Below are 22,432 nucleotides of genomic sequence, written 5' to 3'. Positions count from 1 at the left end.
AAGAGGGCGAACTCTCCCGGCGAACGGCGGCGGAGTTCGCCCCTTTTTTCTGTATGCCCTCCTTTGGTTTTGGAAAAAATGCCCTGTGTAGCACGACAGCACGTACAGACGGAAGGTGGCTCACGCATGGTCAACGAAACGTACGGAACTTCTGTCAACGGTGTCGGAGGCTCGACAGACTCCCGCACGGGAGACGGCGAGACGCAGCAAACGCTGACCGACCGCCAAGGACATCCGATTTCAGATAACCAAAACGTCAGAACGGTCGGCAACCGCGGCCCCGTGACGCTGGAAAACTACCACTTCCTCGAAAAAATCTCGCACTTCGACCGCGAACGCATCCCGGAGCGCGTCGTGCACGCGCGCGGCGCGGGGGCACACGGCTACTTCGAAGCGTACGGCACTTGCGGTGACGAACCGGTCTCGACGTACACCCGCGCCAAACTGTTTCAGGAAAAAGGCAAGCAGACGCCGGTCTTCGTGCGCTTCTCCACCGTCGTGCACGGCGGCCACTCGCCGGAGACGTTGCGCGACCCGCGCGGCTTTGCGGTGAAATTCTACACGGAGGACGGCAACTGGGACTTGGTCGGCAACAACTTGAAAGTGTTCTTCATCCGCGACCCGTTGAAATTTCCGGACATGGTGCACGCCTTCCGACCCGACCCGGTGACGAACTTGAGCGACCCGGAGCGCATGTTTGACTTCCTCTCGTTGACTCCGGAAGCGACGCACATGGTCACGTTCTTATTCTCCCCGTGGGGGATTCCGGCGAACTACCGCGAGATGCAGGGCTCCGGCGTCAACACCTACAAGTGGGTGAACCAAGACGGAGTTGCGGTGCTCGTGAAATACCACTGGGAGCCGATCAAACAAGGCATCCGCAACTTGCGCCAAAGCGAAGCGGACGAAATCCAAAAAACGAACTACAGCCACGCCACCCAAGACCTCTACGAAGCGATTGAGCGCGGCGACTGCCCGGAATGGGAGTTGTGCGTGCAGATCATGAGCGACGACGAGCACCCGGAACTCGACTTCGACCCGCTCGACCCGACGAAGCTCTGGCCGCGCGAGCAATTTCCGTTCCTGCCGGTCGGCAAGATGGTGTTGAACAAAAACCCGGAGAACTACTTTGCGGAAGTGGAACAAGCGGCGTTCGGCACGGGCGTGCTCGTCGACGGCTTGGACTTCTCCGACGACAAACTGCTGCAAGGCCGCACGTTCTCCTACTCCGACACCCAGCGCCACCGCGTGGGCACGAACTACCTGCAAGTCCCGATCAACGCCCCGAAAAAGCACGTCGCCACCAACCAGGAAGGCGGTCAGATGGAAGTGCGCGTCGACCGCGCGCCGGGCCAAAACCCGCACGTCAACTACGAGCCGTCCACGCTCGGCGGCTTGAAAGAAGCGCCGAAGCCGGGACGCGACCACGAGCCGCAGTACGACGCGAAGCTCGTCCGTCAAAAAATCGACCGTGCCAACGACTTCCAACAAGCGGGCGACACATACCGCGCGTTTGAAGAGTGGGAGCGCGAAGAGCTGATCTCGAACTTGGTCGGGGCGCTCAGCGTCTGCCGTCCGCACATTCAAGAAAAAATGATCGAGTACTTCACCAACGCCGACGCCGATTACGGACGCCGCGTCCTCGAAGGGCTTGCGCTGGCGAACAATGGCAAGCAAGACCACACGTCCACGGCTGCGGCAGATCAAGCGGCAGACAAAGCCCGAGGGCTGGGCGGCAAAACGGACGGATATTAAGGAAAAATGAGAGGCGCCCGCCATCGGGTGCCTTTTTTCATCCGCTTGACATACCATCAGGGGGTATTCTATCCTGAAAGAAAGGAGGGATGCGGCATGGAAGAAATCCAGAAGGAAAACCTGAAAGACTGCCACGCAACCGAACGCAAAGCGGAGCATTCCGACAAGATGAAGGGCGACCTCGTCACGCGCTTAAACCGCATCGAAGGCCAAATTCGCGGCATCAAAGCCTTGATTGAAAAGGACACCTACTGCGACGATGTCCTCAACCAGATCGCGGCGGCGCAATCGGCCTTGAACTCCGTGGGCAAACTGTTGCTGGAAGGCCACATGCGAAGCTGTGTCACGCGACGCATCCAAGAGGGCGATTCCGAAGTGATCGACGAATTGCTGACCACGATCGCGAAGCTGATCAAAAAATAAACCATCCAACACCCGAAACCAAATGCGCCAAGCGGCCCATTTGGTTTTTTTTGTGTGATTGGGCGTTGACGTTTTATACTGTAGGGGGGTATACTATGAACAACAAAGAACTCACAAATTGAAGGAGCTGTCAAACATGAAGTTCAAATGGGTCGCAAGTGCAGTTATGTTCAGCACGTTCGCCCTCCTGACGTTGACGGCAGGATGCAAGGTCGTCTTCCCAGAGAGCGCGTCAGGGAACGAGCAGTTGATGACGGTGCCGCTTGTCGTGGACGGGAAGTAATTTTTTTACGCGATATATACAGTAGGGGAGTATCCTATTATCTTGGAAGGGGATCAAACCAACATGAAAAAAATCTTGATGCGCTGCGTGCTCTATCTCGTAATCTTGGCGGTGTTTCTCGGCGGGGTCGGTATTTATGGCATGAAGCGTTCTGCGGCTGAATTTTACTTCAATGTCAACGACCGGCCGATGCCTGCCGACCTGCAGGACATCACACCACCGAAATTGGACCCGAACAAACCGACGGTTGCGCTGGTCATGGACGTGGGCACGACGGAGATCTTCGACTTTTTGATGCCGTATGAGTTGTTCTCGATGACGGAGAAGTACAACGTCGTTTCCGTAGCATCGGATACCAAGTTGAGAACGCTCTCCGGCGGCGTGGACCTGTTCCCGAACTACTCGTTTGCGCAATTGGATGCTTTGCTTGGCAAAAGCCCGGACATCATCGTCATCCCCTACATGCCGTCTGTGAATCAAGCAGGATACCAGCCCGTCCGCGAATGGATTCAAAAGCACGGGGAAACCACCTTGCTCAGCATCTGCGGCGGCTCCGGCAACTTGGCGGACACCGGATTGCTCAAGGGCAAATCCGCCACGTCGCACTGGCAGGCGATCGACTTGGAATTGCAGAAAAAGTACCCCGACACCGAATGGCTGAAGGATCACCGTTATGTGGCGCAGGGCAACATCGTCACGTCGGGCGGTCAAACCGGCGGCATCGACGCCGTGCTCTACGTGATCTCGCAAAAACTCGGCATGGCGGAAGCGGAGAAACTCTCCAACGACATCCACTACCCGACGTTCCAATTCGTCCAAAACCCTGTGGTCGCGCCTTACTCGGTGGATCTGAAATACTCGACCTACGTGCTCAACAAAGCATTCCAATGGAACAAAACACAAACGGGCGTGATGCTGTACAACGGCATGGACGAAATGGCGATGTCGTCGGTGTTCGATGCGTTTGCCGACACGGGCACCACGCAAGTTTCGACGTTTGCAAGCGTTCGTCAGCCGGTCGTCACCAAGCACGGCTTGACGTTGCTCCCCCGCTATACGTATGCGGACGCAGACGCGCCGAAGCTCGACCATATGTACGTCACGGGCATCGAGGCGAAGTCGCTTGCGTCCGACGAGATTCAGAAATACAACGCGCAAAGTAAGCAACCGTCTCTGCAATACATGCACGCCGATGAACCGGAGCGCTTTGTGTTTGAACAGCCGTTGGAAGCGTTGGCGAAGCAAGAAGACATGATGACGGCGAAGCACGGAGTCAAACGATTCGAATACCGCGGGCAGAACTTGCATCTGGAAAGCAGTTCCGCGATGCCGTATGACACCTACAGCGAGTTGCTGTTGACGGTGCTTTTGGCGGTGTTGACGGCCTGGGCGATCGACAGACGCTTCCTCTCCAAGCGAAGTGCTTCTCGGAAAAAAACGGAACTGTCCGCCTAGGGAACAGGAATTTTATGGGGATTCAGCGAATTGCACCATGAGGTGATCTTCATGAGCGTATCTTGGGCTGACAGCTACGTCGGGCAACTCCGGCAAAAAGTCGGGCACCAGCAACTGATCGTGCCGTCTGTGCGGGCGATTTTGCAGAACGAGCACGGCGAGATTCTATTCATTGACAGGCGCGGTGAAAACTCGTGGGGGATGCCGGCGGGGTCGATCGAGCTGGACGAATCGATCCTCGACTGCCTGAAACGGGAAGTGTACGAAGAAACGGGCCTCACGGTCGAGCGAGCGGTTCCGGTTTCGCTGTACACGAGTCCGCAGCACACGCAAACCAACGGTTTTGGCGATCGGTATCAGATGTTTGAGTTTGTGTTTCGGGTGGAGGCGTGGAGCGGAGCCCTCGTCACGGAGACGGACGAAACCACCAACGCCAAGTTCTTCCCGCCCGACTCGCTCCCCCCGATTCCCGACCCCTACTGGCACCAACACACCCTCGACGTCCTTGAAGACCTGCGCAACTTTCAGGGGATGTTGATCCTGAAATAGAAAAAAAGACCCGATTCCTTTGATCGTATACTTCCTACGCGAAGTAACAATGAGCCGTATGGTGGATGCTTGAAAAAGTGTCCTTCATACGGCTTGTTCAGTAAATTCACAAATACAAAGTGAAACTTGTAGTCTGTTTTTTCGTAACAATACATAGAAAGGGGGAACTACCTTGAAAGAAACCTACGACATTTTTCAACTTCTCGGAGCTTCACTTGAACCAAGTACTAAAAATGCCGTACTCGTTATCGTAGCCATTTCAATTGCCTTTTGGAAGATATTTTCAATTGGACATAAAGAACAAGATACGGACGATAAACGGTTAAGGGAGGTACTAGAATTATTTTATTCGCCAGCGATCATCTACATTAAGATGAGGAAGAGAAATTTGATGACCGAAAAAGAGTTTAAGGATAAATTCTCGGAACTCCTTATCAAATATAGAGGAAAAGTACTCAATGAGATTGTACTGAAGGAAATCGATAACTGTATTGATGGGGTTGGCGATGAGTATAAACTGTTATCGAATCTAGAAGCCCAAGAAGTGTGGATTCGTGAAAGACTTACACGAGAAAAGGGGATAAAAGCCTTATCCTGGATGGTGAGTACATATCTTAATTTAATGGGGTTACTTGCAGTCTTAGCTCTTGTGGGGACTCCGATTCTAGTCGCTGCTTTTGTGTTAACGAAAAAAATATCGACTACTTATGGATTGTTCATCCTCTGTTCTATTGTAGTTGTTGTTCTCGTATTACTTTATATTGTCGCAAGAAAGCGGCAACAAAGGATTGAGAAACGATCAAATGAACTGAGAGCAAAGTATGAAAGAGAGTTACATGCATACGCTGAAAAGGCCTCGATCTAGTTGATCGGGGCCTTTTCATTACTGCAAGAAATCAGGGTTGTTCATTCAAAACTTTAGGGTTCCAACTAAGAAAAGCCTCCCTAAAGTACAAATTGCCAAGGGAATTCTTTTCCTTTTGAATGAGGGGAAGGGCGTTTGATTGGTGTCTTTAGAGCATCCAAAAGGTATTTCATCTATTCACAATTGAGGAAACTAACGGTATACAATTTATAGTTTTTTATATATAATTGAATGTGGGCATGTTTTGACTTTCGGTTTATCATTGCACATAGAAATCTTAGACATAAGGAGGCCGACGCCTTGAGTACAATCGAATACGCAACGGATTCTTCTCAGGGAAATCTCAATTTACCCTCCAGAATTCTTGATTTGATGTATACAAAGGGTGAAGCATTCACCATTCGAGGTTTTGCGCAGAGGTTGGGAATCAGTCGAGAGTACCTTCGCTTAATGTTATCCGGGCAGCGAGAAATTCCGCCTCAAATGCTTGAGAAAATCGCTTCGGGGTTAGGGGTATCGGTGGCACGGTTGAAACAATTGGATACCAAAAAGCAAACAGAGGAACTCAATAAATTTTTCAATAGCAAAAAGAGGACGAAGCCGATGTTTCGTCGTGCCTTATCTATAGCTTCTGAGCTCGTTCAAGTCGCACTAGGTGCAAAGGAATTAGGATATGCCTTGAACAACCTAGGAAGAGTCCAATACTTGCAAGCACTTTACGAGGAAGCGCACGAATCTTGGTTACGCGCACTGGGGTGTGCCAATAAACTAAAGGATCAATTCGAAGACGATCATTTATTCCTTCTCGTGTCTTCAAACCTAATGCTCACATACACGATTCGTAAGGAATACAGCAATATGGAGTCCCTTCTTGAAGTCGTAGAGACAGGCTATGCCGATAACCCTGATAAATTAGGTAAGGCCCAATATACTCGAATGAAGTGGCAAGAAGATCGAGGAAACTATGAACTAGCGAGGCAACATGCTTATCGTGCGCTAGAGTTTTTCGAACAAACGCGTGATAGTAAACAGATTGGAATTTCGCTTATGAACGTCGCTCATTTCGAGTATATAACAAAAAATTACCAATTATCTGCAAATTACTTATCTAAAGCAATACAATCAACAAGTTTATCTGATCGTGCATTAATTCATGCTGTAAAGGAATACACGAAAGCTCTTCTTATGTTGAAGGATTATCAAACAATCATTCGTATTGTGGATGAGTATTCTTATCTTGGTAAGGATTATCCAGAGTATTGGGCGAAGCTACAGATCGCATATACGACGGCATCGGGGGATCCGTCCTATGCGGAGGCAGTAAAAAACAACAATGATCTAGACATTAACACTCGATACTTGTCGTGTAAGTGTCTTATGGAGTTTTATTACTTAAAGGGTGACGCAGAAAAGGCTATGCGCTACTATGAAGAGAGCCGCATTTTTTCCAGTACTAGATGCGAGTATCTTAAAGAGGAGGCGTTATTTTGATGAAACGGTTTTTACTGACCTCGTTTTTGATCGTTGCGCTAGGCACCCTGGTTCTTGGTGATGCAAAAATAAGCAAAAATGCAGAAACATTTCCCATCGAACCATCTGGGATTGCTGTGTTCCACAAGTAAATCATCCAGCCCCCTCGTCTTCCTGGAGGGGGTTGTTGTTATATTTGCCTCGTCATCAAGACGAGTTTTTTGCAATAACACCAAATTTTTGTCATTTATGATGGGTTAAAAATGGTTGTAAAAAAGAGAGCGGAATACTTTCCCGCTCTCTTTTTCTTATTATTGTCGCACAAATGTCCCGTAACTTGTTACAATCTTGGTCGTATCTTCATTGGCGTTCAAAGAATCTGAAACAACAACATCATCTGCTCCGATTTTCGCCTGATCATCACGAACGAAAGTCCCTGTTTTCGTGAAAATGGTCTGGATTTGACTTAAATGTTCGGCGTTTTCTTGTGGAGTCATTTTATGCTGTTCAGACGTCGTATTGTTACTACCCATCGCATGAGCTGCGATAGCCCCAAATCCAAGAGCTACCACGCATGCGGAGATCGAAAGAACTACTTTTCTAAAAACCATTTTGCGTCCCTCCGTTTCTTTGATGCTTCGATAATAATAACCAATGTAAGTTAACTTGTAAAGACTAACCTAAAAAGCAAACCTCCATATCAAATATAGAGGTTTGCTTTTTCTAACACTAGTAATAGTATACGTATCCATTACCAGCCATATTCACAGCACCGGAACCCGAAGTATCGTTAAAAATCCGCAGTCTCCAAGTCCCAATAGGTACATTGTAAAAACTGAAGGTGAAATTGGTGGAATCATAATTTCCCGTTACTTGATACGGTTGAATATAGCTCGATCCTACAAGTTGATAAGACGCTTTTGCAACATAACTTCCATAAGTTGCAAGGTCAGGGTATTGGACAAGTTTTACCACGACTTGCTCACCGTTCGTTGTGGTTGTATAGGTAGTATTGGTGTCGATGTAATGACCGGGCCAAAGAGCACTGTAAGACCAGTTCGGCGACGTGAGAGACGGTTTCGGGTCTTTGTTGGAGAAGTCGAACTTGTACCCTTGGTCTTGGACTCTTTGGAGATTGGCAGTTTGAAGTTCTTTTTGGTGTTGAGCTAACTCATTGGCGGTCATCTTGTGCTGAGCACTAAAACCGCTCTTGTTAACTTCATCACCAAATGCAGATGGGGTGACCGCGCAAGTTAAGAGACTAAGTGCGATCGAAGCAACGATTGTTGTTTTCATTTTGAATACCTCCACATAAATGTATAGAAACATTTTATATTATATCATTTCGTGACATGTTGTGTATTGTTAAAAGTTAAATATTTTTATTTGGAAAAAACGATACTACTCCCTCGTATGTCTCAGCACAACATTCGCACGAGAGTCAGTTGTTGTCGCTTTTCGTGATAAACAACAAATGTATGTTGCGTATACATCTAAGTGACAACTGATACGCTAAATATCTATTATAAAAATCGAAGTCGTAATTTATGTTTTTGTTTGTAATCTTATGAAAGCGAAGGTGATGATTTTGGAAATTGGGGGTTCCAGCATTCAATCACATGCCGAAAGCCTAAGTGGTTTGACGCAATTCGAAAACTCTCATCTCTTTTTGATGTTGGTTGAAAGTGCATTGAACCTGTATCTTGGAAAACTCGCAACGGCATTTGGATATGAACCAGAGTTTGGAGGGGATTTTGAGTATTCGTCCCCTGTTGATTTTGGCGATCTCCTAACCCACATGTCCTTGGTTCGGGTCGCGGAGGTGTATAACTCAAACGCACAAATGTGCCTAAAAGATTACCTGCAAGAAGGAAATTCACTTTCGCTAGAGGATGCGTATGATTTTCTGAAACATTCAGTTGAACTTGCACCGCCAAGGCATCTGGAACGAGGCCTTGCCCACGCTATGCTTGGCGAATATCACCTGCACTTGGCGCAGCATGAGGAAGCGCTCTCGCAGTTGGAACAAGCCCTGCAAGTGTTAGCGTGCTTAGGAACGGAGGAATGTGTTGAGCATGAAAACCGAGTACGGGTTCTACTTGAAAAGTGCCAACCTCAAAGCGAGTCAGTCAAGTAAGCAAGCCATGATTGAAGAAATATCGAAGTGGATGAAAACCAAAAGAAAAAAGAAATATGCACCACTTCTCGGCTACAAGTATCTGTTTGCGAAATTCGGCGGTCGTGGTTTGTTTTTGATTTACGACGAGCAAACAGGATTGGGGGATTTAGATCGGCAATCCTATGCTGAGTTGTACAGGGAAGCTGAACGGGCGGGATTGAACAAGCCCTTTGTGGTATTTGCAAAATTTGAGTCGTTACATGCAAAGAGCGTTTGTTTCCACAAGGTGTTAAGTAGGTTTTTAGAATAGTTTTGGGGCGAGGAGGTATGAGATCGTGAATAACCAAATAACACTTGGTCAGAAGATCCGCCTCTTCCGTTTGAGGTTGGGGCTTTCGCAAAGAGAATTTGCGAAAGGAATCTGTACTCCCAGTATGATCTCCCAGATCGAGTCGGGTCGTTGCAATCCTTCAAATCACCTGTTGCAGGCGATTGTCGATCGTCTTGGAGTATCCTTATCTGATGTTGTGGAAAACGCCCACTTTAACATGAAGTCCGTCAGTCTGTTTTGGATGGCGAAGACGTTACTATCTCAAAGCAAATTTTCGAGCGCGTTGCAAGTTCTTGATCAACTGGAGGTAGGTTTTTCTGAATTGACGGAAACACCCGACTTCCATTTTCATAGAGCCCTTTGTCTAATAGAACAAGACATTTTGGATGAAGCGCAAACGATGATCTCGTTGCTTGCAGATCCCGTATCAAAACTCAGCGACCGACACTCCTACGCTCGTGCCGAGTACCTTCTTGGACGGATTGAAATGAAAAAACAATACTGGCAAACAGCACAACACCACTTCAACAACACACTGAAAGCCTTGGAGGAAGGGGGGATTTCAGACGATGAAGTAGAGATTTCAGCCTTGATCGGGTTCGCAAAAGCTCAAAAGCACCTTGGAAATCTCCAAGCCGCTTGGGAGACAAACAACAGAGCGATGACCGCTCTTCAACGGATCGGCGACCTTGAGTCACAATGCACTTTGTTACTTGAAATGGCGCAATCCTCTCTCGATCAACAGCAGCCGATTCAGTCTGCCGAATACGCGCAACGCGCTTTGGGTTGTGCACAAGCATTGAACAATCGTTACAACCAGTTGCAAGTGGAGCTTCAGATTGCCAGCACGCAAGCGGCCGCTGGTCAACCAGAACTTGCAGAATTCGCCTTGGAGCGAATTGCGGACGAACTTCTGAAGCTCAACCAATCGACAGAAGCGGGAGTTGCTTTTGCGGAACTATCGAAGGCACGGATGGTAGGCGGGAACCTTGCAAAAGCAGAGGAAGCAAGTCAATTTGCCAAGCAACTGTTGCCGCAAAATCACCATCATTATGCCGAAGCGTTACGTGTGGAGGCATATGTTGCAAAGGAAAACAGGCAATGGGAACTAGCTTTCAAACGGTTCAAACAATCCGCAGACTGCTTTCAGTTGGCGGGGTCACTTGATGAATATGAAGCAACTGCGTTTGAACTTTCGCGTATGTATGCTGAGCATCAGCAAGACGGACTCGCCTATAAGATCCTTGCCGATCTGTGGGCAACCCGTTTTCAAGTTCACAGGAGAAGGGGGCATGTGATCTAATGCAAATACAATCCAAATACCCTGCCTTCATCCAACGCCGTATACGAGCAGGTTTTTCACAAAGACGACTTGCACACGAGTCAGGTCTGAGTTCCCCGTTCATCTCGCAAGTGGAGAACGGGAATCGAAACATTGGACCGGAAGCCGCCAAAGCCATTTGTGAGGTTTTGAAATGCGGATTTGACGAAATCTTCGAGTTAAAACAGAAAGCAGAGGGAGACATACTAGTGACAACGGCTTGACCTCAGAGGTGACACAGTGATGCAAAAAAAGAATATGGACGTGCATGGAAACTTCATTCCTCCTGTAATAACCGGTCGACTTGCCCAAGAAATCCTCAACGAGCTGGCTCGCCCTGCTGGGACTCGACAACTGACAGCCCTCAAGAAAGCCCTGAAAAACCGCGTCGGCAAAAAAGCACCGAAAGCCTAAAAAAGACCCGCCTCACGCGAGGGGGTCTTTTTCTCATTCCGTACAATCAGCCTTCAAACTCTCCACCCAAATCCGCGAGGCCTCGCTCCAGACTTCGCAGGGTTGCAAGATCACAAAACCGGTATCCTCCACCTGACCCTCCAGTCTTGGCGCGTTGACGAGGTTGGTTTGGGGCTCGGGGCAGAAGTAGCCGCTTCGGGCGTCGGCGTTGAAGAGCATCCAGTACTTGTACTTTGTTCCCGCATCGTAGACCAGCCGGACTTGCTCCCGCGTATCGATCAACGCAACGTAATTCCGCCCCGCTTGTGCTTCCGCCGTGTAATGATGATCCAGTGTCGCAAAAAACGGCGACACTCCATCCCGCCTCATCTCTTCTTCCCCACCCGTAAGCTCCACAAACTCCCCCGTCGGCAGCATCCGTTCACTCATCTCGACCCGCTGACCGATCGTCGCTTTCACCACGAGGTCTTGCGCCGAACTCCCCGCCGCAAACGGAGCGTTCAGCGCCGTGTGAAACCCGAGCATGCACGGCATCGCATCATCCCCGCGATTCGCAATCGCGATCTCCTGCGCCAACCCGCGCTCCGACAGCACATACTTCAATCGAAACTCAAACGCATGCGGAAACAGACGATACAGCGCGGCATCGGCATGATTCACGAAGCGCAGTTCCACAAACGCTTCCTGATCCGTCACTCCCGACGCATAAACCTCCCACTCCCGATCATACAGAAAGCCGTGGATGTGATTCCCGTGCTCCGCATCATTGACCGGCCAGCGATACGTCCTCCCCGCCAACTCAAACGTCCCGTCTTCATAGCGGTTTGGCGGGAACAGCACCGGGATTCCGTGAACCACGGGATGCTGACGAAACCACTCCATCCGATCCGGCGCGGGCTCGCAAAGCAATCGGTATCCCCTCTCCGTCTCGCGCAACGACACCAAATTCCCGCCGATGTGCGGCAAGACCACTGCTGTATAGGAAGAGACCGACAGCTCGACCGCCGGTTCTCCGTGAAAGTGCGTTTTTTTGACTGTTGGAGCCTGCTTTTTCAAGTAAGCGTCCTCCCCTGTTTTCACATGTTGACCTTCGAGTTAGTATACCGCTTTTTCCGTTGACTCGCGAGGAAATCCCGTGATATAGTTTCACTGTCGAACCATTAGAATACGGAACGTTGCATAGTCGAACAAGGAGGACGAGATGGAGACCCTACAATTAAAACCGCTGATCGCACGCTACATGACCGCCTCGTTCAACGTGAACCGCATCATGTCAGCCCGTCTGGGAAAGCTCATGCCGGAGAACTTGACCGCCGACCAGCATCAGACGCTGTGCTACATTCATGAACGCGGGATGTGCACGTCTTCGGAGCTGGCCGATACTTTTTTTGTCGGCAAGAGTTCGATCACGGCGATTGTGAAGCGTCTGGTGGAGAAGGACTTGATCGAACGCATCCCCGACGAACGGGACCGCCGTGTGACGTACTTAGCCCTCACCCCCTCCGGCAAACAACTGATGCTCGACGTGCAACTCAAAATCGAGCAGTTGCTGGCGCGGTACATCGGGCATTTTCAAGAGACAGAAATCCTGGCGTTTATCGAGACGTTTGAAAAGCTCGCCCGCCTGCTGATTTCCGAAGAAGAGGAGGTCACCGAGAATTCATGAAGACCATCGTCAAACTCAAATGGCTGTGGCTGCTGCTCTGGATCGCCGCCGCCGTGGGCCTGACGCTCGGCGCTCCGAACATGGAGCAGCTCGTCCATGACAAAGGCCAAATCAACGTCCCCGACGGCTATTCCTCTTCCACCGCCGCCCATCTCCTCGACGAGATGAACAAAGACAAAGGCGCGCAGGACGAATCCGCCGTCCTCGTCTTCCACGACGACAAGGGACTCAGTTCCACGGAACTCGACGATGCCAAGTCCGCCGTGGAATCGATGAAGCAAAACCAAGACCAATACGGCATCACCTCCGTCGTCTCGCACTTCGACACCAAGGAACTGGAGAAAAACATGGTGTCCAAGGACGGCAAGACGGTTATCGTCCTCGTCAACTTCAGCATCAAGGACCGCACGCCGGCCGAAGCGCGCGACGCGCTGAACAAAGCCGTCGCAAACGTCAAAGTCGAGCACTACTACACCGGCAACCTGCTGATCAACGAAGACGTCATTCAAAGCTCGCAAGACGGCCTGAAAAAAACGGAATGGATCACCGTGGTGTTCATTCTCGGCATCCTCTTGCTGGTGTTCCGCTCGCTGGTCGCTCCGTTTATCCCGCTGGTCACCGTAGGGATTTCCTACGTCGTGGCGCAGTCGGTCGTCGCGTTTTTGGTCGATCTGTTCAACTTCCCGCTTTCGAACTTCACGCAGATCTTCATGGTCGCCGTCATGTTCGGGATCGGGACCGACTATTGCATCCTCTTGATCTCCCGTTTCAAAGAAGAACTCGCGCACGGGCATGACCGCCTGAACGCAATCTTGAACACCTACCGCACTGCGGGACGCACCGTGTTCTTCTCCGGTCTCGCCGTGCTCGTCGGGTTCGTCTCGATCGGCTTCTCGCAGTTCTCGCTCTACCGTTCGGCGGTCGCCGTCGCGGTCGGCGTGGCAGTGCTGCTGCTCGCGCTGATCACGCTGGTTCCGTTCTTCATGGGCGTGCTTGGCACGACGATTTTCTGGCCGTCCAAGGGATCGCTTGAACACAAGCAAAGCAAAGTCTGGGGCGCGGTCGGCAGTTTCTCGCTGAAACGCCCGCTCTGGGCGATCGTGATCCTCGCCGTGATCATCGTGCCGTTTCTCACTGCGTACAAAGGCTCGACTTCCTTCAACTCGCTGGAGGAACTCGGCGACAAGTACGATTCCGTCAAAGCGTTCAACGCGATCTCGAACGGATTCGGCCCCGGCGAATCGATGCCGTCCAAAGTGGTGTTAAAAGTCGACAAACCGATGGACACCTCGGCGGGCCTCGCCACCGTGGAGCAAGTCTCCCGTGAACTGCTCCAAGTCGACGGCGTCAAAGCGGTTCGCAGCGCCACCCGCCCGAGCGGCGATGCCGTCGAAGAATTCGGCATCCCGAAACAAGCGGTGCAACTGGGCGACGGACTCGGTCAAGGCACCGACGCGCTCGGCCAGATCAACAAGGGCCTGACCGACGCTTCCAAAGCGCTCAGCGACAACGCGCCGAAACTCAACCAAGCGGTGACCGGCGCCAACCAGTTGATCGACGGCACCAACGCGCTGAAATCGGGCGTCTCGCAACTGTCCGACGGCTTGAAACAGATTGAAAAAGGTCTCCAAGACGGCTCCGTCGGCGCGGCAGACCTCAGCAAAGGATTGAAACAAGCCAAAGCGAGCGCCGATCAACTCGCGACGGCGTCTCAAGATCTGCTGAGTCACTACAATGAAGTGGGCTCCGGCCTCGCGCAGATTTCCCAAGCGTATGAAGGCGTTGCCCAGCAGACGGCAGGTCTCGCGCAGGGGCTTTCCAGCGTCGGAACCGGCCTGAACGCCGTCGCGCAAAAGCACCCGGAACTGCAAACAGACCCGGACTTCCTCAAAGCGCAAGGCACGCTCACCGGCTTGCAAACCGGCGCGGCGCAATTGAACGACGGACTCACGAAGCTCAACCAGCAGCTCGCGGGTGCCATCAAAGGTCTGAACGATGTCAACACGGGCTTCCAACAAGCCGTCGACGGGCAAAAAGCGCTGTCGGACGGACTGAAGAAGCTCGCCGACGGGCTTGACCAACTGCAAGCGGGCATCGCCCAAGCGGCAGACGGCCAAGGCCAGATCGTCACGAAACTGCCGAGCGTCACCAGCGGTTTCGACCAGCTGACGACCGGCCAGAAACAGCTGGCGAACGGCTTCAAAGATTTGAACTCGCAACTAGGCCTTCTGACCGACGGCTTGAACAAGTCCGCAGACGGACTCAGCCAAGTCTCCGGCGGTCTGAAAACGGCAGACGACTATCTGAAGGAACTCTCGTCCAACCCGAACGCCGACCTCTCCGGCTGGTACATCCCGGACGAAGCGCTCAAGGACGCAGACTTCCAAAAAGCGCTGGATACCTACATGTCCAAAGACCGCAAGACGGTCACGTTCGACGTGGTGTTTGACGGCAACCCGTACGCTGTCGACACGTTGAAAAAAGTAGACGGTCTGCAAGACGCCGTCGCACGCGCGCTCAAAGGCACCGACTATGCGGGCGCCACGTACGCGGTCAGCGGCGTCACCTCGATCAACAACGACTTGAAAAACATCTCGGCAAGCGACTATTCCCGCACGCTGATGATGATGTTGATCGGCATCGGGATCATCTTGGTGCTGATGTTCCGCTCGATCGTCATGCCGCTGTACATCTTGGCGTCGCTGATGTTGACGTACTACACGTCGATGGCGATCGCGGAAGTGATCTTCGTCCGCCTGCTCGGACACACGGGCATCTCGTGGGCGGTTCCGTTCTTCGGGTTCGTGCTCTTGATGGCGCTTGGGGTCGACTACTCGATCTTCCTCATGGACCGCTTCAAGGAATACCGTCACCTGAAGCCGACCGAAGCGATTTTGCTCGCGATGAAGAATATGGGCGGCGTCATCATCTCGGCGGCTGTCATCTTGGGCGGGACGTTCGCGGCGATGCTGCCGTCGGGCGTCATGTCGCTCCTGCAGATCGCGACGATCGTGCTCTGCGGCCTCGCGCTCTACGCGCTCGTCATGCTCCCGCTGTTCGTCCCGGTCATGGTTCGCATGTTCGGCGAAGCGAACTGGTGGCCGTTCATGGGCAAACCGAAAGAAGCGAAGCAGCAGAAGCAAGTCGAAGCCATCCTGTAAAAAAACGAACTGTCACCAAAAAAGCCTTCGTCCGGGTTTTCACCGAACGAAGGCTTTTTGGTTTTTACTAGTGCGTGACATACGTCCCGAAGTCATCGTACGAAGACTTGTCGGCGTGGCACCTTCGAACGCATCGCCGACTCCCTCGAAGACCTCATCCGCCAGTTTCAACCGAGCGTGCCTTCATCAACATGATGGATAGGCATGATGAACCCGTTTCGGAAAAACAAAGAGACATCCCCGGCGCGGGAATGTCTCTCGTTTGGTCTACGGCCCCGTAGTCCCCGATGTACTCGGAGCAGGACGGAAATGGCGCTCCTGTTCCACTACGACTTTCTCGGGGTGAAGCACTTTGTAATACAGCGCAGTTCCGCCGACGGCGGCGACTGCAATGAGGACGCCCAGCAGCGACAGGGCAAACTTCACTTTTTTCATCCGCAACTCTCCCCTTTCCGCCGTCCTACAGCATGTGCAGGAGCGCGCCTGCCGCAAAGACGAACGCGAAGCCGATGTGGTACAGTTTCACGCGCTTGATCTTCTGCTTGTCCGCCAGCTTCTTGTCAAAAAAGACCCCGAGCAGCGTCAAGACGACCAGCACGCCCCACGAAATCCACCCCGTATACACTTCAAACGTCTTGTTCGTCGACACGAACAGGTAGTACAGCCCGTGCGCCGTGACGGTGACGAGCGTGATCCAGCCAAACACGATGTGATTTTTGCGCAGGAACAGGATGGCTTGCCGGGTCAGTTCGAAGTCGGGCAGTTTCCGTTTTTTCATCTCGACGTAGATTCTGCGCGCCACCCAGATTGCGATCGCCGCTCCGCCCACGATCATGCCGAAAACGCCGTTCTGATTGCTCAACCCGCGAAATGGAAAGTCCGATGCCGTTTGACCGGACAGGAAATACACATACAGCGCGTACAACGCATAGATGCCGAACACGAAAGCAGTCCCTCGTGCCACCCATGACAGGACCAACGAAATTGGTTTCATCCTCTCGACTCCCCGTTTTCTCTGTATTATTATATTGAATAGTTTACCCGATTCTGATGAAAACTCCTTGAAAAACGAGCTTTTTCTTGTTTTGTGATACACTCTACATACAGAAAGAAGGGTGCGGGGTGTACAGATGGTGGATGCGATTTCAGGTTTCTTGAATTGGGAAACGGGGGCGACGGTGCTGCCGCTGTTGGATTTGGTCTTTGCGCTGGCGATCGTGTTCCTGGAGCGGCGCAACGTCAGCACGACGTGGGCGTGGATTTTGGTGATGGCGTTTCTGCCGGTGGTCGGGTTCATCCTCTACCTGTTCCTCGGCCAAAACCTCGCCCGCAAGCGCGTGTACAAAATGGAGCGCTACATGGCGGAGCGCTTTCAAACTCTCGCGCGCGACCAAGCGCGGCTGCTCTCCGACCCCGACCACAGGGACCGTGAAGCGTCCGTGTATCTGCACGACTTCGGCTCGCTGATGCACTTGAACTTGCAGAGCAACTTCTCGTTTCTCTCCCGCAACAACGAAGTGCGCGTCTTCACCACGGGCAAGGAGAAGTTCGACCACCTCTTCCAAGCGATCGCAGAGGCGCGGGAGCACATCCACCTTCTCTACTACATGATCAAAAAAGACCGCGTCGGCACCGCCCTGCTCAACCTCTTAGAAAAAAAAGCCCGCGAAGGCGTCGAGGTTCGCATCATCTACGACCACGTCGGTTCCGGGGGCCTTTCCAAAAAAGCATTTCGCAAAGTCACCCGCGCGGGCGGCGAAGTGAGGCCGTTTTTCCCCTCGCGGATTCCGTACTTGAATTTGCGGATCAACTACCGTAACCATCGCAAAATCGCCGTGATCGACGGCAAGATCGGCTTCATCGGCGGTTTCAACATCGGCGACGAGTACTTGGGCCTCGACCCGAAGCTGGGGTTCTGGCGGGACACGCACTTGGCGGTGGAGGGCAATGCGGTGTATCGCTTGCAGGCGCAGTTTTTTCTCGATTGGAACGCGGCGTCCAACCAGGAGATCGAGTTGCCGGACCGCTACTTCCCCGACATCGAAACGTCCGGGCAGACCACGATCCAAATTGTCTCCAGCGGCCCGCACTCGAATCTCGCGCACATCAAAAACGCCTACTTGAAACTGATCTACGCCGCCAAGGAGAGCATCTACCTGCAAACGCCGTACTTCGTGCCGGACGACGATGTGATGAACGCGCTGCGCATCGCCGCGCTCTCCGGCGTCGATGTCCGCATCATGTTCCCCCGCAAAGCGGATCACTGGATCGTGCACATCGCGTCGCTCTCGTACCTCGGCGAGCTGCTGGAAGCGGGCGTCACCTGCCATCTCTATGAAAACGGGTTTCTGCACGCCAAAACGATCGTCGTCGACGGCGCGGTGGGCGTGGTCGGCACGTGCAACATCGACCACCGCAGTTTCCACCTCAACTTTGAGATCGGGGCGTTTCTGTACGACAAGTTGGAGGCGGAGAAGTTGAAGCAGATCTTCGAAGCCGACTTGGCGAGCTGCTCGACGTTCACCTTCCAAGACTACGCCGCCCGCTCTCCGCTTTCCAAGTTCGGGGAGTCGTTGGCGAGGTTGCTGTCTCCGCTGTTGTAACTTCCTATAAAAAAGGCACCCGGCTCTCGGCAGGGTGCCTTTTGCTTTACTCGCTCTTCAACGTGTGGTTCAGGTCCCAGTTGATCCCGAACTTGTCGGTCAACTTGCCGTACAGAGCGCCCCAGAACGTCTTGCCCAGCGGCATGAACACGCTGCCGCCGTCTGCGAGGACGTTGAACGCGTGGTTGACAGCCTCTTCGGAGTCGAACTCAACGGCCAGCGAGACGGAGTTGCCTGCGACCACGTCGCGGTCGGCGTCGGAGAAGTACAGGAAGTTGTCGCCGCCGAACTTCACACGGCCGTGGATGACTTTGTCTTCCCAGCCTTCCGGGATCTGCATGCCCGGCGCGCCGCTGTAGCGGTCCAGTTGCACGATTTCGCCTTGCAGGGCTTTGGCGTAGAAGTTCATCGCTTCTTCGGTGGTGCCTTGGAACGTCAGGTACGGGATCACATTCATCTGTCGGAACCCTCCAAGTATGTAACAAGAATGAATCTAATTATACTTGGAAATCAGCTTGGGGGGCAACTGCGGGTTGGGGTGTTTTTTTCAAGCGTCGGAGGTTTGCTTTCAGTCTCCAGATCACGAGTCCCGTCACCATGAAGAACAGCGGCAGCAAGCCGATCAGCACGTACAGCACTTTCGAGAACACCCCGCCCCAAGAAGCGAAATGCAACCCGCGCTTCCAACGCTGATAGAGCGTGATGCCTGCGTGCGGGTTCGTTTTGTGCAACACCTGCCCCGTGTACGGATTCACATACGCCGTGGCGTTGCCGATGTCCGCCGGGTTGTACCCTTCCTCCAAACTCACCGTCACCGCTTGCTTGCCGTCCGTCGGGAGTTTCAAGTTCATCCACTTCGCTTCGGGATACGCCCTCTGCACATTCTCAAGCAGTTGCCCCGCCGGCAGGGCGCTCCCCTCCGCTTTCACCTGCGTCGCCGATTTCGGCACCGCCTCTTGCGTCGGGCTGCCAAACCAGCCGAACACGAATTTGTCGAGCGTGAAGGCTGTCCCGGTCAATGCCAACACCAGCAAAAACGGCACCGACACGATCCCGAGCGACTTGTGCAAATCCCGGTTGAACATCAATTTGCCCTTGGTGCGCACGATCCGAAAGCCCAGCGCAAAGCGGCGAACGCCCGGCCACCACAAGTACGCGCCCGTGCCGAGCACGACGATCAAACCGACGCCCATCACGGCGTTGACGTACTGCGCCGTCTGTCTGCCGAACAGGTCGCCGAGCAACAGATAACGATGCAGTTTCAAAGTAAGATTCACAAACTTCGCGCCGGCTCCCGATTGTCCCAACACGTTGCCGGTGCCGGGATCGAGATAGAGTTCGCGCTGCGCCTCGCCTTTTTTGGAAAGGCGGACATGATAGCGGCCGTTCGCCATCTCCGGCGACTCGATCTGGTCGACATGATACTCCGGATACAGCGCGGCGGTCTTCGCCAGCACGACTTCCACCGATACGCGCCCCGGCGTCGTCTCATATAACTCCGGATTGACCCACTTCTGAATGTCCTCGCGCAACACCAAGACACTCCCCGTCAAACAGATCAACACAAAAAACAATCCGACAACCAAACTTACCCACAAGTGCAGTTTTACCATCCACTTCCGCACGAACGCTCACCTCGATATTGTAATAGTGATAATCATTCTCAGTTACGATGTCAGAATAACCGTATCACAATTTAGTTGTCAATACCGCAATTCCCAAAATTTTTTCTTGACGGGGGTGGGGGGAACTGATAAATTGAGCGTGTAAGTGATAACGATTATCATTACCAATACCATCACACGAGGGGGACTCCTCCAATGACTCATATGAAAAAACGCACGAAGACTTTGATCGGCCTCACCCTGTTCACCTCTCTTGCGCTGGCAGGCTGTTCTTCTGCGCAAGACGCTGCCGCTCCGGCAACCGATAAGAAAGATTCCGCCGCACAAACGCAAGCCCAAGCGGTCGATCTGAAGCAACCGATCGCCGACTACCGCACGTATGTCATCGAGCAAGCGGACGCGCTGATCGCTTCCACCACTCAATTCGTGAACGCCGTCAAGTCGGGCAACATCGAAGAAGCGAAAAAACTCTATGCGCCGACCCGCCAGTACTACGAGCGCATCGAGCCGATCGCCGAAGCGTTCGACAACCTCGACCCGGACGTCGACGCCCGCGAGAACGACGTTGACGCATCGGAGTGGAAAGGTTTCCATAAGATCGAGAAAGCGCTCTGGGAAGCGAACACCACCAAGGGCGAAGAGCAAACCGCCGACGAGCTCCTCTCCAACGTCCAGTTGCTGCGCGCCAAAGTGGAAACGGCAGACATCGAACCGGCGCTGTTCGTAACCGGCCCGGTCGAACTGCTCAACGAAGTGTCCGCCACCAAAGTCACCGGCGAGGAAGAACGCTACTCGCACACCGACCTCTACGATTTCGCGGCGAACGTCGAAGGCGCTGACAAGATCTTCACCCTGCTCCAATCGACCCTGAAAGCGCACGATGCGCAACTGACCGACACGATCGCGTCCCGCTTTGCCGATTTGAACAACGCGCTTTCCAAGTACAAAAAAGACAGCGGCTATGTCTCGTACACGGAACTGAGCAAGGAGCAAACCAAAGAACTCAGCCAAGCGGTCGACGCGCTTGCCGAACCGCTTTCGCAGATGGGCACCGTTCTGGGGGCGAACAAGTAATGGAAACCAAAAACGACTTCCAGAAGGAACCCCAAAACAACTCCCAAACGGAACCGAAACTCAGCCGTCGTCAATTGTTGAAGATGGCCGGGGTCGGCGGCGCCGGACTTCTCCTCGGAGGAGCCGGCGTCGGTTCGTTGTTCGCCACGGGCGCGGTCGGCGCGGCATCTTCCACCGCTACGGCGCAACCGGCTGCCGACATCTTGCCTTTTTACGGGAAATATCAACAGGGCATCGTCACGCCGCAGCAGGACTTCTTCCACTTCGCGGCGTTTGACATCATCGCGAAGAAACGATCGGACGTGCGCGCGCTGTTTGAAAAATGGACGGACGCCGCCGCCCGCATCACGCAAGGGCAACCGGTGGGCGACGAGTCGAACAACCAGCATCTCCCGCCGACCGATACCGGCGAAGCGATCGGGTTGACCGCGTCGAAGCTGACGATCACGTTCGGCGTGGGCCCGACGCTGTTTACGAAGGACGGAGCCGACCGCTTCGGTCTCGCGTCGAAGCGTCCGGCTCCGCTTGCGGACCTGCCCGCCTTCTCCGCAGATGAATTGCAGGCGGAGTGGTGCGGCGGGGACATCGGCGTGCAAGTGTGCGCGAACGATCCGCAGGTGGCGTTCCACGCCATTCGCAACTTGGCGCGGATCGCGCGCGGCTCGGCGGTGATCCGCTGGAGCCAAGCCGGTTTCCAACGCACCGAGCGTGCGGCGGCGAAACCGGGCACGGCGCGCAACTTGATGGGCTTCAAGGACGGCACGGGCAACCCGGATGTCAACGACGACGCCGCGATGAACGACGTCGTGTGGGTGCAGCCGTCGGAAGGGCCGGCTTGGATGACGAACGGCTCGTACATGATCGTCCGCCGCATCCGCATGCGCATCGAAGAGTGGGATCGCTCGACGCTCCAAGACCAAGAAGCGACGTTCGGGCGCGCCCGCATCTCGGGGGCACCGCTGGGCGGCACCGACGAATTCGAGAAGCTCGATCTGGATAAAAAGGACGCATCCGGCAAGCCGCTCATCCCTGTCGATTCGCATGTGGCGTTGGCGCACGGCGACGGGAAAGTGCGAATTCTGCGCCGTTCGTACTCGTATACAAACGGGATTGACGCGAAGACGGGGCAGTTGGACACGGGGTTGTTTTTTGTCTGTTTCAACCGCGACCCGCGCAAGCAGTTTGTGCCGATGCAACAACGGCTTGCCAAGAACGACCGCTTGAATGAATACATCGTGCATGTGGGCAGCGCGGTGTTTGCGTGTCTGCCGGGCGCTTCGGCCGGAGGGTTTCTCGGCCAAGAACTGTTTTAGGAGGA

Annotated in this window: 25 protein-coding genes; 18 read left to right on the top strand and 7 right to left on the bottom strand. The window is 53.3% G+C overall.

What is annotated here, in order from left to right:
• Positions 1 to 126 precede the first annotated feature (126 nt).
• The 8 genes from EL26_RS02495 (at position 127) to EL26_RS26395 (ending at position 6,952) form a co-directional block, all read left to right on the top strand.
• The gene (locus EL26_RS02495) at positions 127 to 1,755 is read left to right on the top strand and encodes a catalase (protein WP_038084099.1); all 1,629 of its coding nucleotides are present in this window, start codon (positions 127 to 129) and stop codon (positions 1,753 to 1,755) included.
• 96 nt (positions 1,756 to 1,851) lie between these two features.
• Complete coding sequence (locus tag EL26_RS02490) at positions 1,852 to 2,178, top strand: metal-sensitive transcriptional regulator (RefSeq protein ID WP_038084098.1); 327 nt, start codon at positions 1,852 to 1,854, stop codon at positions 2,176 to 2,178.
• Between the two features lie 136 nt (positions 2,179 to 2,314).
• Entirely contained in the window at positions 2,315 to 2,461 is a 147-nt protein-coding gene (locus EL26_RS25275; RefSeq protein ID WP_161780647.1) for a hypothetical protein, read from the top strand.
• Positions 2,462 to 2,524: 63 nt separating this feature from the next.
• The gene (locus EL26_RS02485) at positions 2,525 to 3,916 is read left to right on the top strand and encodes a DJ-1/PfpI family protein (RefSeq protein ID WP_038084296.1); all 1,392 of its coding nucleotides are present in this window, start codon (positions 2,525 to 2,527) and stop codon (positions 3,914 to 3,916) included.
• A gap of 51 nt (positions 3,917 to 3,967) precedes the next feature.
• Complete coding sequence (locus tag EL26_RS02480; RefSeq protein WP_038084097.1) at positions 3,968 to 4,465, top strand: NUDIX domain-containing protein; 498 nt, start codon at positions 3,968 to 3,970, stop codon at positions 4,463 to 4,465.
• A 172-nt stretch (positions 4,466 to 4,637) separates the two neighbouring features.
• On the top strand, positions 4,638 to 5,330 hold the full coding sequence (locus tag EL26_RS02475) for a hypothetical protein (RefSeq protein ID WP_038084096.1): 693 nt from the start codon (positions 4,638 to 4,640) through the stop codon (positions 5,328 to 5,330).
• Between the two features lie 300 nt (positions 5,331 to 5,630).
• Positions 5,631 to 6,821, top strand: a complete 1,191-nt coding sequence (locus EL26_RS02470) for a helix-turn-helix domain-containing protein (RefSeq protein ID WP_038084095.1) — start codon at positions 5,631 to 5,633, stop codon at positions 6,819 to 6,821.
• Positions 6,821 to 6,952, top strand: a complete 132-nt coding sequence (locus tag EL26_RS26395; protein WP_274518862.1) for a hypothetical protein — start codon at positions 6,821 to 6,823, stop codon at positions 6,950 to 6,952. The genes EL26_RS02470 and EL26_RS26395 overlap by 1 nt, the downstream gene beginning before the upstream one ends.
• Before the next feature lie 159 nt (positions 6,953 to 7,111).
• Here the strand turns inward: EL26_RS26395 and EL26_RS02465 are convergent, their stop codons facing one another.
• Together EL26_RS02465 and EL26_RS02460 are read right to left on the bottom strand one after the other, a co-directional pair.
• Entirely contained in the window at positions 7,112 to 7,411 is a 300-nt protein-coding gene (locus EL26_RS02465; RefSeq protein ID WP_038084093.1) for a hypothetical protein, read from the bottom strand.
• A 118-nt stretch (positions 7,412 to 7,529) separates the two neighbouring features.
• Positions 7,530 to 8,096 (bottom strand): hypothetical protein, encoded by a 567-nt coding sequence (locus tag EL26_RS02460; RefSeq protein WP_038084091.1) that lies wholly within the window; start codon positions 8,094 to 8,096, stop codon positions 7,530 to 7,532.
• A gap of 286 nt (positions 8,097 to 8,382) precedes the next feature.
• Here EL26_RS02460 and EL26_RS24845 point away from each other — a divergent pair, with 286 nt between their 5' ends.
• From EL26_RS24845 to EL26_RS25270, 5 genes are read left to right on the top strand one after another with little or no spacing between them, the layout of a single operon-like run.
• Positions 8,383 to 8,937, top strand: coding sequence for a tetratricopeptide repeat protein (locus EL26_RS24845; protein ID WP_152559149.1), 555 nt, complete (start codon positions 8,383 to 8,385; stop codon positions 8,935 to 8,937).
• Positions 8,876 to 9,229 (top strand): hypothetical protein, encoded by a 354-nt coding sequence (locus EL26_RS02455; RefSeq protein WP_038084089.1) that lies wholly within the window; start codon positions 8,876 to 8,878, stop codon positions 9,227 to 9,229. The genes EL26_RS24845 and EL26_RS02455 overlap by 62 nt, the downstream gene beginning before the upstream one ends.
• Before the next feature lie 25 nt (positions 9,230 to 9,254).
• On the top strand, positions 9,255 to 10,553 hold the full coding sequence (locus EL26_RS02450) for a helix-turn-helix domain-containing protein (protein WP_038084087.1): 1,299 nt from the start codon (positions 9,255 to 9,257) through the stop codon (positions 10,551 to 10,553).
• The gene (locus EL26_RS26620; protein WP_038084085.1) at positions 10,553 to 10,795 is read left to right on the top strand and encodes a helix-turn-helix domain-containing protein; all 243 of its coding nucleotides are present in this window, start codon (positions 10,553 to 10,555) and stop codon (positions 10,793 to 10,795) included. The genes EL26_RS02450 and EL26_RS26620 overlap by 1 nt, the downstream gene beginning before the upstream one ends.
• 19 nt (positions 10,796 to 10,814) lie before the next feature.
• On the top strand, positions 10,815 to 10,985 hold the full coding sequence (locus tag EL26_RS25270; RefSeq protein ID WP_161780646.1) for a hypothetical protein: 171 nt from the start codon (positions 10,815 to 10,817) through the stop codon (positions 10,983 to 10,985).
• Between the two features lie 33 nt (positions 10,986 to 11,018).
• Here EL26_RS25270 and EL26_RS02440 read toward each other — a convergent pair whose 3' ends face one another.
• Entirely contained in the window at positions 11,019 to 12,041 is a 1,023-nt protein-coding gene (locus EL26_RS02440; protein WP_038084083.1) for an aldose 1-epimerase, read from the bottom strand.
• 145 nt (positions 12,042 to 12,186) lie between these two features.
• Here EL26_RS02440 and EL26_RS02435 point away from each other — a divergent pair, with 145 nt between their 5' ends.
• Entirely contained in the window at positions 12,187 to 12,651 is a 465-nt protein-coding gene (locus EL26_RS02435) for a MarR family winged helix-turn-helix transcriptional regulator (RefSeq protein WP_038084080.1), read from the top strand.
• A complete protein-coding gene (locus tag EL26_RS02430; RefSeq protein ID WP_038084078.1) occupies positions 12,648 to 15,812 on the top strand; it encodes an MMPL/RND family transporter in 3,165 nt (1,054 codons plus the stop codon). Before EL26_RS02435 ends, EL26_RS02430 begins: the two co-directional genes overlap by 4 nt.
• 267 nt (positions 15,813 to 16,079) lie before the next feature.
• Here the strand turns inward: EL26_RS02430 and EL26_RS25265 are convergent, their stop codons facing one another.
• Both EL26_RS25265 and EL26_RS02425 read right to left on the bottom strand, forming a co-directional pair.
• Positions 16,080 to 16,247, bottom strand: coding sequence for a hypothetical protein (locus EL26_RS25265; protein WP_161780645.1), 168 nt, complete (start codon positions 16,245 to 16,247; stop codon positions 16,080 to 16,082).
• Positions 16,248 to 16,272: 25 nt separating this feature from the next.
• Positions 16,273 to 16,806, bottom strand: coding sequence for a hypothetical protein (locus EL26_RS02425; RefSeq protein WP_152559148.1), 534 nt, complete (start codon positions 16,804 to 16,806; stop codon positions 16,273 to 16,275).
• A gap of 136 nt (positions 16,807 to 16,942) precedes the next feature.
• Here EL26_RS02425 and cls point away from each other — a divergent pair, with 136 nt between their 5' ends.
• The gene (gene cls / locus EL26_RS02420) at positions 16,943 to 18,415 is read left to right on the top strand and encodes a cardiolipin synthase (protein ID WP_052035901.1); all 1,473 of its coding nucleotides are present in this window, start codon (positions 16,943 to 16,945) and stop codon (positions 18,413 to 18,415) included.
• 46 nt (positions 18,416 to 18,461) lie between these two features.
• On the opposite strand, the gene EL26_RS02415 is transcribed toward cls, so the two are convergent.
• Both EL26_RS02415 and EL26_RS02410 read right to left on the bottom strand, forming a co-directional pair.
• On the bottom strand, positions 18,462 to 18,872 hold the full coding sequence (locus EL26_RS02415) for a VOC family protein (protein ID WP_038084073.1): 411 nt from the start codon (positions 18,870 to 18,872) through the stop codon (positions 18,462 to 18,464).
• A gap of 40 nt (positions 18,873 to 18,912) precedes the next feature.
• The gene (locus EL26_RS02410) at positions 18,913 to 20,040 is read right to left on the bottom strand and encodes a PepSY-associated TM helix domain-containing protein (protein ID WP_038084071.1); all 1,128 of its coding nucleotides are present in this window, start codon (positions 20,038 to 20,040) and stop codon (positions 18,913 to 18,915) included.
• 204 nt (positions 20,041 to 20,244) lie between these two features.
• On the opposite strand from EL26_RS02410, the gene efeO reads away from it, so the two are divergent.
• Positions 20,245 to 21,114: an iron uptake system protein EfeO gene (efeO, locus tag EL26_RS02405; RefSeq protein WP_038084290.1), complete on the top strand. Its 870-nt coding sequence runs from the start codon at positions 20,245 to 20,247 to the stop codon at positions 21,112 to 21,114.
• Positions 21,114 to 22,427: an iron uptake transporter deferrochelatase/peroxidase subunit gene (gene efeB, locus EL26_RS02400; RefSeq protein ID WP_038084070.1), complete on the top strand. Its 1,314-nt coding sequence runs from the start codon at positions 21,114 to 21,116 to the stop codon at positions 22,425 to 22,427. The genes efeO and efeB overlap by 1 nt, the downstream gene beginning before the upstream one ends.
• Positions 22,428 to 22,432: the final 5 nt, after the last annotated feature.

It is taken from the genome of Tumebacillus flagellatus, assembly GCF_000714935.1.
Classification (GTDB): Bacteria; Bacillota; Bacilli; order Tumebacillales; family Tumebacillaceae; genus Tumebacillus; species Tumebacillus flagellatus.
This window is presented reverse-complemented; position numbering and strand designations above follow the sequence as displayed.